The following is a 9801-nucleotide window of genomic DNA, read 5'->3' as shown; positions in this document are numbered from 1 at the left end:
GTTCGGCACCGGGGAGAGCAGGTCGGGGCGGGCACGCAGCAGGGCGGCGAGGGCGTCGTCGGGCCGGGTGCGCAGCTCCTCGGCGAGTGTGCGCGGCACCCCACGGCCGCGGTCGTCGCGGCCGCCGTCCCGTGGGATGCCGTCCCGTGGGCCGCTGTCCCCGTGGCCGGTGTCTGAGGGCACCTCATGCCTCCCGGTTGCGCGAGCTGGTCTCTTCGGGCACCTCATGCCTCCCGATTCCATGAACTGCTCATTCGATCCACAGTACCCGCGGGGTGCGGGAGGCAGGGGGTGCGGCGGGATGACGGTTCCGCGCGGTACCGTCGGAGCGACTGATACGCCGACCGTGCGCATTCTCAGGGGTCTTGGTGGGGATCGAGAGCGAGAAGCTCGTCTACGACTATCTGAGCCGCGTCGGTGACCTGGCTCAGCAGCAGGGTCTGTCGTCCGGTGAACGCATGCGTCTGGTCTCCGGGCTGCGGGCCGACATCGACCATCGCCGGGCGACCGGAGGGGCGGACAGCCCGGCCGGGGTGAAGCGGATCCTGTCCAAACTGGGCTCACCGGCCGATGTGGTGGCCGCCGCAGGCGGTCGGCCCCCGGACCCGGGAGCGGGACCGGGCGGTGCGCCGGGCGCGGAGACCGGCGGTGGCGCCACTGGCGGTGGGGGCGCCACCGGCATTGGTGCCGTCGGTGGCGCGCCCGGTGGCGGCGCGGCTGGTGGCGCGTCGTCGCGTGGGGCCGCTGGGGCGGCGCGGGCGGCGCGCGACAAGCTGGCCGGGCTCGCCAAGAGCAGCGGGCTCACCGGTAAGGTCCCCACCCCGCGCGAGGAGAACGCCCCGGGGGCGGCCGGCCCCGGCCAGAACGGCAGCCGGAACGGCGGCACCCCGGCCGACGGCGCCCCGTCCCTGATCAAGCCGAGGCCCGCCACGCCCGCCGGACCCTCGGCCAACGCCGCCTCGCCGCCGCATCTCGCCGGTGAGGACGAACTGAGCCCGCGCGAGTCCAACATGGACTGGTGGCATGTGGAGCCGGGCCCGTTCGCCCAGCCCGAGCAGCGCGACGCGCAGTACGGCTCGGTCGAGGGGTTCACCGGCGGGATCGAGATCCCCGAACTGCTCGGCGGCGGCAAGAGGGCCGAGCAGGAGCGCCAGCGGCGTCAGCAGCGGCGGGAGGCCGAGGAGAAGGCGGCGGCGGAGGCGGCTGCCGCCGAGGCTCAGGCCGCCGAGGAGGCAGAGGCCCAGGCGAAGGCGAAGGCCGGGGGCAAGCGGCGCGGTCCGCTGCGCCGGGTGCTGCTCGGGCCCGGTAAGGCGGACGGCCAGTCCGGGGGCGGGGGCGGCGTCAAGTGGCTGGTCGGACTCGGTCCGGTGCTGCTGGTGGCGGTCGGGCTCCTCGTGGCGGGCGCCGCTCTGGGCAACGCCATCATGATCGTCTTCGGCTGGGTGATCGCGTACTACGGCACCTATCGGCGCTCCCCGGCCGAGGCGAAGTGGGCCGCGCTGGGCATGCCCGGTCTGGTCGCGGCCGGGGCCGTGGTCTGGCTGTGGGGACGGTTCGACGGCAAGTGGGGCGAGCCGATCCCCGAGCACGGGATGAAGGACGCGCTGACCGAGACCTGGCCCTTCGTCGTCCGGGGCGCGGCCGCCGCCTCGGTGCTGTTCCTGCTGTGGCGTTCGAGGCGCAAGGGCTGAGGCGGCGCTGGGGGCGATCGACGGGGCGGGGCTGAGGGGGCTGGGGCTGCGGGTCCGGGAGGGCGCACCAGGCGCCCGCCATGGCGAGCGCCGCGCCGACCAGCACGCCGACCACCGTGCGCGGCAGCCGCAGGGACCGTACGACGTCGGCGGCGTCGCTCGAACCGCCGTGCAGCAGCGCGTCCAGGACCGCGCTCGGCGCGATCTGGCGGCTGCCCACGGCGAGGCTCAGCAGGATGGCGAGCAGCAGGGCGACGACGGCCGCCGCCGTCCAGCCGAGGCGACGCCGGACCAGGGAGGCTCTGGACGTGCGGCTGCTGGTCCGGTCGGCGGTCATCGCTTCCGTTCGCTCGTCGGCTACGAAGTTCGGCTACGAAGTAAGGTGACGCTCAGTGTATGGGGCGGGCCGAGGCACAATGACGGGCATGTCTTCGCACTCCGCTCCGTCCACCGCCACCACCACCGACCCGCACGTTTCGCCCACGGCCAGCACCACCGCCCCGGACCTCGCTCCGGATGCCGCGTCACACACCGTGACCGTCGGTTTCGACCTCGACATGACCCTCATCGACTCGCGGCCGGGCATCAAGGCGACGTACGAGGAACTCTCGGCCCGGACCGGCACCTACATCGACGCCGACCTCGCCGTCACCCGGCTCGGCCCGCCGCTGGAGCAGGAGCTGGTGCACTGGTTCCCCGACGAGCGCATCGAGGAGGTCGGCCAGCTCTACCGCGAGCTGTACCCGGAGTACGCGATCACGCCCACCCCCGCCATGGCGGGCGCGCGTGCGGCGATCGAGGCCGTGCAGCGGGCCGGGGGCCGCGCGATCGTGGTCACCGCGAAGCACGAGCCCAACGCCAAGCTGCACCTGAGCCACCTGGGCATCGAGGCGGACGCGGTCATCGGCTGGCTGTGGGCCGAGGCCAAGGCGGAGGCGCTGCGGGAGTACGGGGCGACGGTGTACGTCGGGGACCACACGGGCGACGTACGGGGCGCCCGTACGGCCGGTGCGCTGTCCGTGGCGGTCGCCACCGGGCCCTGCGCGGCGGATGAGCTGCTCGCGGCCGGCGCCGATGTCGTCCTGGACGATCTGACGGCGTTCCCGGCCTGGCTGGCGGGTCACATAGCCGGTCGCCCGGGAGCCTGACCGGCCCGGGGCGAACCGGTCCGTGGGATCGGGCCCTGGGATCGACCCGGGGGATCGGCCCAGGGCGGACCGGGGGATCGGCCCGGGGCGGACCGGGGTCGTGGGATCGGTCCGTGGGATCGGGCCGTGGTTCGGCTCGCGGCCGTCGGGGCTGTCCGGCCCGGGGTCGGCCGGGCCGCGGCCGTCGGGGCTGCCCGGCCCGAAGCGAAGCGGCCTGTGGTGGTTCGGTCCGTGGTCGGTCCGTGGTTCCGCCCGTGGACCGGTCCCGGCCGTCAGGGCTGATCGGCCCCGAGCCGATTCACCCGGTCGGCGGGGTGTGGGCGGCGGCCCGGCCGGCCGCGGCCTCGCGCCGCTGTGCCGCGATGGACCGCAGCAGTCCGGCGGCGGCGAGGGCGAAGCCGACGCCCATCAGCATGCACACGAAGTACGCCGCCGAGGGCAGCGGATCCGCGCCCAGGAAGAGCGGTGCGACGGTGACGAGGGTGGCCACCGCTCCGATGGCGAAGACGATGACACCGGACCGGATGAGCCCGTCGCCGGGCCCGGGCCCCTCCCCGCGGGCGGGGGAGGAGGTTCCACTGTGCGGGGTTTCATTGCTCACCGCACCAGGGTAGATCCGTGCCAGAGCGCGCACAGGAACCACCCGGGTACGTCTTGTCACCAGGCTCCGGACCATTAGCCTTGGTGGTGGCGGGTCTTACGACCCGCTGTAGTGCTATCCAGAGCTGTTTTTCCGTGTTTTCCGACGAGCGACGAGGGCGAGACAGACGTGCCTACCGGCAAGGTCAAGTGGTTCAACAGTGAGAAGGGCTTCGGCTTTCTCTCCCGCGATGACGGCGGCGACGTCTTCGTGCACTCGTCGGTGCTCCCGGAAGGCGTCGACTCCCTGAAGCCGGGGCAGCGCGTGGAATTCGGCGTAGTAGCCGGAAACCGCGGAGACCAGGCACTGTCCGTCACCGTGCTCGAGCCGACCCCCTCCGTCGCGGCGGCCCAGCGGCGCAAGCCGGACGAGCTGGCGTCGATCGTCCAGGACCTGACCACCCTGCTGGAGAACGTGACGCAGCAGCTGGAGCGCGGCCGCTACCCGGACAAGGCACACGGCCACAAGATCGCGGGCATGCTGCGGGCGGTGGCCGACCAGCTCGACGTATGAGACGTATGACCTGATCGGCCGGGCTCGTACGACACCGGCTCGGCCCGTACGACATCTCGCGTCCGCCGGAATCGGACGGATTCCGGCAGCCGATACCGTACGGAACAAGCCAGAAATCGGGCGGAATTCAGACAATATCCAGCGCCCCGGGGCCGAGGGGCGGCACCAGCCCCTCGGCCGCCGCGCGGGTCAGCAGCCCGCGCACCGCGGCGTAGCCGTTTTCGCCCAGGTCGGCGGTGAACTCGTTCACATACAGCCCGATGTGCTGATCGGCGACGGCCGGGTCCATCTCCTGGGCGTGCTCCAGGACGTACGTGCGCGAGGCCGCCGGGTCGTCCCACGCCATCCGTACCGATGTCCGGATGGCGTCGGTGAGTTCCCGCAGCCGCTCGGCGCCCAGTGAGCGCTTGGCGACGATCGCGCCGAGCGGGATCGGCAGACCGGTGGTCCGCTCCCAGTGCTCGCCCATGTCGGCCAGGCAGTGCAGGCCGTAATTCTGATAGGTGAACCGGGCTTCGTGGATGACCAGCCCGGCGTCGACCTCGCCGTCCCGCACCGCCGGCATGATCGCGTGGAACGGCAGCACCTTGATCTCGCCGACCCCGCCCGGCACCTCGGCGGCGGCCCACAGCCGGAAGAGCAGATACGCGGTCGAGCGCTCGCTCGGCACCGCGACCGTCTTCCCCGCCAGGTCCTTCGCGGTCGGCTCCGGCCCGTCACCCGGCTCCCGGGTGAGCACCAGCGGACCGCAACCGCGGCCCAGGGCCCCGCCGCAGGGCAGCAGCGCGTAGTCGTCCAGCACCCAGGGCAGCACGGCGTACGACACCTTCAGCACGTCGAACTCACCGCGCTCCGCCATCCCGTTGGTGATGTCGATGTCGGCGAAGGTGACATCGAGCGCGGGCGCGCCGGGGACGCGGCCGTGGGCCCAGGCGTGGAAGACGAAGGTGTCGTTCGGGCACGGGGAGTACGCGATCTTCAGGGGCTCAGTCACTGCCGGGTTCCTTCCGGGTCCGAGGTCCAGGTGCCGAGGAGGGGGAGGAGGGGGGCGAGGGTTCCGAACGCGCCCGTGAGCGCCTCGAGCGCCTCCCCGATCCGCCAGGCCGCGCGGTCGCGCGGGCCGACGGTGTTGGAGACCGCCCGCACCTCCAGGACGGGCACCGACTGGGCCGCGGCGGCCTCCGCGACGCCGAAGCCCTCCATGGCCTCGGCGGCGGCCTGCGGATGGCGGCGCAGCAGCTCGGCGGCCCGTTCGGCGCTCCCGGTCACGGTCGACACGGTGAGCACGGTGCCGCGCACGGCGTTCGTCGCCTCGGCGACGGCGGCGACGAGCGGGGCGGGCGGGAGGTGTTCGACGGTTCCGAAGCCCAGGTCGGTGACGGCGGTGAAGCCGTCCGGGGTCTCGGCGCCCAGGTCGGCGGCGACGATCGCGTCGGCGACCACGATGGAGCCGAGGGGCACGGTGCCGGGACCGGGCGGCACGGTGTCGGTCTCGGGCGGTCCGAGGGGCGCGGTGTCGGTGTCGGGCGGCACGGTGCCGGTGCCGGGGCTGTGGCCGGTGTCGGGGCTGCGGCTGTGGCCGGTGTCGGGGAGTGCGGCGGAGCTGGCCGGTGCGGTGCCGGTGTCGGGGTGCGAGGTGCCGGGGGCCAGGTGGGCGGCGCCGGGGCGCGGGGTGTTGAAGCCGCCGCCGATACCGGCTGATACGGCCAGGTCGTACGGGGTGCGGGCGACCGCGGCGGCGGTCAGGGCGGCGGCGGTTCCGGCCGCCGCGGCGGCCGGGCCGACCCCGGCGGCCAGTACGTCCACGGTGAGCGGCGGGCCCGTGAGCGGCGCCGGGCTCAGCCGGTGGATCACCCCGCCGGGGACGGGGAGTTCGGCCACCTCGGGGGCCGTGGCACCGACGCCCCGCACCACGGCGTCCCGCTCGGCGGGTACGGCCGTGACGATCAGTACGCGCATGGGTGACCTCCCCTTGTCGCGGCGGTCGCGGCAGCCACAGGGGCGGTCGCGGCAGCCACAGCGTTCGCCGCGGTCGCGTCAGCCGCAGCGGTCACGGTAGTCACAGCGGTCGCGGCGTGGCCGCTGTCCCGGCACGGCCAGGCCGCCTGGCGTGGCCGGTCTCCCGGCGCGGCCAGGCCCCGTACGGCGGTGTTCCGGCAGGAGGCCGTGGGAGCCCCGTACGTCAGGAGTCCCGTTCCAGGGTGAAGCGCCAGATGCCCTTGACGCCCTGGCCGCTCTTGCCGAGTTCGGCGATCGTGATCGTGACCTTCTTCTGGAGCGTGGTCTGGCCGGTCTGCGGGTTCTGCTTGGCGAAGAGCGTGTCGCTGTCGAAACTGCGGTACGTCTCCTTGCTCGCCTCGGCCATGACCGGGTTGTTGGCGATCAGGCCCCAGCCGGAATCGGCGATCTCGGGGTCCACCCCGATCCGCACCTTCTCCCCGGCGGCCACCTTGACCGTCTTCTCGGGCTCGGCGGTCAGGCACGCCTTGAACTTCTTCGAGCTCAGGTCCTTGCCATCGCCGTAGCAGCCCTTGTTCGCCTCGGCCGTCACGGAGTTTGAACCGACCGTCACCGTCGCCAGCGGGGTCGGCTTGTCGCAGGCGGAGAGGACGACGAGCCCGAGGGACACGGCACAGGCGGCGGTGACGGCGCGGCGGCCCTTGCCCCTGGAAAACAACGCAGCGGTCATGCGGGCAGGCTATCTGGCCGCCCCGGTCACTCCGCGCGGGGGTGCGGCTCGGCGGGCCGCTCATGGAGTCCGGCCCCCTCCGACGTCTCCCCCTTCCGACCAGGCCGCCTGTCCTGCCGAAGGCCGGACCTCCCGCCCTCCCGGGCCCTGCCCGGGCCCAACCCGGGCCCAACTCCCCGTACCGCCCGGCGTAGACCTGCCGCCTCTCCGGACTCAGGTCACCCGTCCCTGCGGGCTCAGGTCGCCCGTACCGCCCGGCGTAGACCTCCCGCTCCTGCGGGCTCAGGTCGCCCGCTCCCTCCGGGCTCAGGTCGCCCACCCCTCCCGGCTCAGGTCGCCCACCCCTCCCGGCTCAGGCCACCCGTGGATACGTCACCCCTTGCCGGGAGGCGCTCAGCAGCCCCCGGACGCTCATCGCCGCGCCCAGCGCGATCACCGCCGCGGCGACCGCCATGCCCAGCACCCCATGGAGCGGCAGCGCGATGCCGATGGCGCCGCCGACGACCCACGCCAGCTGGAGCGTCGTCTCGGAGCGGGAGAACGCGGAGGTGCGGACCTCCTCCGGGACGTCACGCTGGATCAGCGCGTCCAGCGACAGCTTGCCCAGCGCCTGGGAGATGCCCGCGGTGGCGGCCACGGCGGCGACCGTCACCGCACCGTAGAAGGCCGCCGACACGATGATCACGGCCAGGGCCGAACTCAGCACCACCGCGATGATCCGCTCCGGGCCGCGCGCCCGCAGCCAGGCGCCTATCGCGGTGCCCAGCGCGTTGCCGCCGCCCGCGCAGACCGCTGCCAGGCCGAGCGAGACCTCGGGACCGAGCCCGCCCACCGGCTGGTCGCGGAGGAGGAAGGCGAGGAAGAGGGTGAGGAATCCGGACAGGGTCTTCAGCGCGGCGCACGCCTGAAGGGCGTGCAGTACGGAGGGGCCGACCGTCCGGAGGCCCGGCCGCCCGGAGCGGCTCCTCCCGAAGGCGCTGCGCGCCCGGCCGACCCTGGCCCTGGGTTTGCGCACCGTCACCGGCAGATGCAGAGGGCGCTGGCCGGAGGTCAGCTGCGCCCTGGCCTCGCCCTTGGCGGAGTCCACCTTGTGCGGCAGGGTGAACGACAGGAACCCGCCCAGCAAGAAGATCACGCATGCCCCGTACAGCGGCCAGCTCGGCCCGATCTGATGCAGCCCGGCCCCCAGCGGGGCCGCCGCGCCGGTTGCGAGCAGCCCGGCCAGCGTGACCCGTGAGTTGGCCTTGACCAGTGAGAAACGGGGCGGCAGCAGCCTTGGCACGATGGCGGAACGGATGACTCCGTACGCCTTGGAGGCCACCAGGACGCCCAGTGCCGCCGGATACAGTTCGAGGCCGCCGCCCGCCACCGCGCCCGCCATCGTCAGCGCGAGCACCGTACGGGTCAGCATCGCGCCCGCCATCGCCGCGCGGCGGCCGTGCGGCAGGCGGTCCAGGAGCGGGCCCACGACGGGGGCGAGCAGCGCGAACGGCGCCATGGTGATGGCCAGGTAGAGCGCGACCCGGCCGCGGGCCTGGTCGGTCGGGACCGAGAAGAAGATCGTTGACGCCAGCGCGACGGTGACCAGCATGTCGCCCGCGGAGTTCACCGCGTGCAGCTCGATCAGCTTGCCGAGCCCCGACTCCCCGGCCCCATGGGCGTGGGTGGCCCGGCGGATGCCGCGGCCGGTGGCGGCGAAGGGGAGGCGGAGCGCATGGACGACCCAGCGGCCCGACCGTTGGATCGGGCCGCCGCCGTGCCATCGCGCGCCTGCCACCCGACCATGGTGCAGCCAACGCGGCCCCGGCGTCAGACCTTCGACCGCTTTCCGGACGGCATCGGCCTCGGCGAGCACCGACAACACCCCTTTGCCCAGCGGAAACGCGGTATTGCCGAGCCAGCTGGGCGGGGGGTGCGCGGTGCCGGAGCGGGGGGCGGTCATGGGACGGGGGTAGGGCTGGCGCGGCCGGACAAGGTAGCGTGCCTAACCGCGCCACCGAAGGTCGTTCCTGGCCGTGTGCCGAGTAGCCATCCCGCAAAATGGGACGTACAAGGTGCGCCCGAAGGCCGGATGGGCGCGGACGTCGACGCGGCCCCATGGTCCGCTCCGTCCGCGGTCCCGCGTTCCGGCCGTGCGGCTGGCGCACCAGGTCAGACGGCTGCGACGGCGTGGAAGAGAGAATCGATCCTGTGAGTGCGATGCGAAGCCGTACCCCCGACCGCCTGTGCGCCGAGGCGGTCGAACTCGCCCGCGAGGCGGCCATGGAAGCCGCCCACCCGGGGAAGGTCGGCGAGTATCTGGGCGCCGTCGCCGAGGGTGACCGCGTGGTCACGCACCTCTTCAAGAGCGCCGAGCCGGGCTATCGCGGCTGGCGCTGGGCGGTCACCGTGACCCGTGCCTCCCGCGCGAAGGTCGTCACGCTGGACGAGTCGGTGCTGCTCCCCGGGCCCGACGCGCTGCTCGCGCCCGAATGGGTGCCCTGGAGCGAGCGGCTGCGCCCCGGCGACATGGGACCGGGTGATCTGCTCCCCACCGACGCCGACGACCTGCGCCTGGAGCCGGGCTACACGGGCGAGGACGCCCCGCCGCCCAACTCGGTGGTCTCGGAGGAGATGCAGCAGCTCGCGGCGGTGGAGGAGGCCGATGTGACGGCCGGCGCCCCGGCCGCCCAGGCGGTCGCCCCCACGACCGGCTCGATCGCGGCCGTCGCCGAGGAACTGGGCATGCGCCGCGCCCGGGTGCTGTCCCGCTACGGCCTCCACATCGCGGCCGACCGCTGGGACGAGGCGTACGGGGCCAAGACCCCCATGGCCCAGGCGGCCCCCGGCACCTGCGCCACCTGCGGCTTCCTGGTGGCCCTCGGCGGCTCGCTGGGGCAGGCGTTCGGGGTGTGCGCGAATGAGTTCAGCCCGGCGGACGGCCGCGTCGTCTCCCTCGCGTACGGCTGCGGCGCCCACTCCGAGGCGGCCGTCATGCCCAAGCCCCCGCGTCCGGCCCCGCCCGTCGTGGACGAAACCGTTGTCGAACCGCTGCCGCTCCACCCGGACCGCGCGAGCGGCTCCGTCGAGCCGGACACCCCGCCGGAGGAACTGGGCCACAGCTGAGGCGGCCCGCCTCGG

At 73.9% G+C, this 9801-nt stretch carries 10 protein-coding genes and 1 pseudogene; 4 read left to right on the top strand and 7 right to left on the bottom strand.

The annotated features are described in order from the left end of the window. On the bottom strand, positions 1–183 hold a 183-nt coding region (locus AXW62_RS09780), incomplete at its 3' end, for a hypothetical protein (RefSeq protein ID WP_159060847.1). Between the two features lie 185 nt (positions 184–368). On the opposite strand from AXW62_RS09780, the gene AXW62_RS44425 reads away from it, so the two are divergent. Continuing rightward, complete coding sequence (locus tag AXW62_RS44425; protein WP_060944158.1) at positions 369–1691, top strand: hypothetical protein; 1323 nt, start codon at positions 369–371, stop codon at positions 1689–1691. Between the two features lie 73 nt (positions 1692–1764). On the opposite strand, the pseudogene AXW62_RS40635 reads toward AXW62_RS44425, so the two are convergent. Next, positions 1765–2028: pseudogene (locus AXW62_RS40635) on the bottom strand (iron chelate uptake ABC transporter family permease subunit); the annotation flags it as partial. A gap of 79 nt (positions 2029–2107) precedes the next feature. Here AXW62_RS40635 and AXW62_RS09765 point away from each other — a divergent pair. Then, entirely contained in the window at positions 2108–2839 is a 732-nt protein-coding gene (locus tag AXW62_RS09765) for an HAD family hydrolase (protein ID WP_079115550.1), read from the top strand. Positions 2840–3137: 298 nt separating this feature from the next. On the opposite strand, the gene AXW62_RS09760 is transcribed toward AXW62_RS09765, so the two are convergent. Then, complete coding sequence (locus AXW62_RS09760) at positions 3138–3440, bottom strand: hypothetical protein (RefSeq protein ID WP_060944156.1); 303 nt, start codon at positions 3438–3440, stop codon at positions 3138–3140. 168 nt (positions 3441–3608) lie between these two features. Between AXW62_RS09760 and AXW62_RS46630 the strand changes: the two genes are divergently transcribed. Beyond that, positions 3609–3992 (top strand): cold-shock protein, encoded by a 384-nt coding sequence (locus AXW62_RS46630; RefSeq protein WP_030828368.1) that lies wholly within the window; start codon positions 3609–3611, stop codon positions 3990–3992. A 127-nt stretch (positions 3993–4119) separates the two neighbouring features. Here AXW62_RS46630 and AXW62_RS09750 read toward each other — a convergent pair whose 3' ends face one another. From AXW62_RS09750 to AXW62_RS09735, 4 genes are all read right to left on the bottom strand, one after another. Further along, complete coding sequence (locus AXW62_RS09750) at positions 4120–4986, bottom strand: 1,4-dihydroxy-6-naphtoate synthase (RefSeq protein WP_060944155.1); 867 nt, start codon at positions 4984–4986, stop codon at positions 4120–4122. Then, positions 4983–5951: a futalosine hydrolase gene (mqnB, locus tag AXW62_RS09745; protein ID WP_060944154.1), complete on the bottom strand. Its 969-nt coding sequence runs from the start codon at positions 5949–5951 to the stop codon at positions 4983–4985. Before mqnB ends, AXW62_RS09750 begins: the two co-directional genes overlap by 4 nt. 223 nt (positions 5952–6174) lie before the next feature. After that, on the bottom strand, positions 6175–6681 hold the full coding sequence (locus AXW62_RS09740; protein ID WP_030828378.1) for a hypothetical protein: 507 nt from the start codon (positions 6679–6681) through the stop codon (positions 6175–6177). Positions 6682–7033: 352 nt separating this feature from the next. Continuing rightward, positions 7034–8458 carry an MFS transporter gene (locus AXW62_RS09735; RefSeq protein WP_060944160.1) on the bottom strand — a complete coding sequence of 475 codons (1425 nt, stop codon included), beginning with the start codon at positions 8456–8458 and terminating at the stop codon, positions 7034–7036. A gap of 422 nt (positions 8459–8880) precedes the next feature. Between AXW62_RS09735 and AXW62_RS09730 the strand changes: the two genes are divergently transcribed. Beyond that, positions 8881–9786, top strand: a complete 906-nt coding sequence (locus tag AXW62_RS09730) for a DUF3027 domain-containing protein (RefSeq protein ID WP_060944153.1) — start codon at positions 8881–8883, stop codon at positions 9784–9786. Positions 9787–9801 lie beyond the last annotated feature (15 nt).

The sequence above is a fragment of the Streptomyces hygroscopicus subsp. hygroscopicus genome, assembly GCF_001553455.1.
Classification (GTDB): Bacteria; Actinomycetota; Actinomycetes; order Streptomycetales; family Streptomycetaceae; genus Streptomyces; species Streptomyces hygroscopicus.
This window is presented reverse-complemented; position numbering and strand designations above follow the sequence as displayed.

What these genes read in the sequence shown, in the direction of transcription:
- AXW62_RS09765 (WP_079115550.1), top strand. Translation starts at nt 2,108, where the DNA reads ATGACGGGCATGTCTTCGCACTCCGCTCCGTCCACCGCCACCACCACC.
- mqnB (WP_060944154.1), bottom strand. Translation starts at nt 5,951, where the DNA reads ATGCGCGTACTGATCGTCACGGCCGTACCCGCCGAGCGGGACGCCGTG.
- AXW62_RS09740 (WP_030828378.1), bottom strand. Translation starts at nt 6,681, where the DNA reads ATGACCGCTGCGTTGTTTTCCAGGGGCAAGGGCCGCCGCGCCGTCACC.
- AXW62_RS09730 (WP_060944153.1), top strand. Translation starts at nt 8,881, where the DNA reads ATGCGAAGCCGTACCCCCGACCGCCTGTGCGCCGAGGCGGTCGAACTC.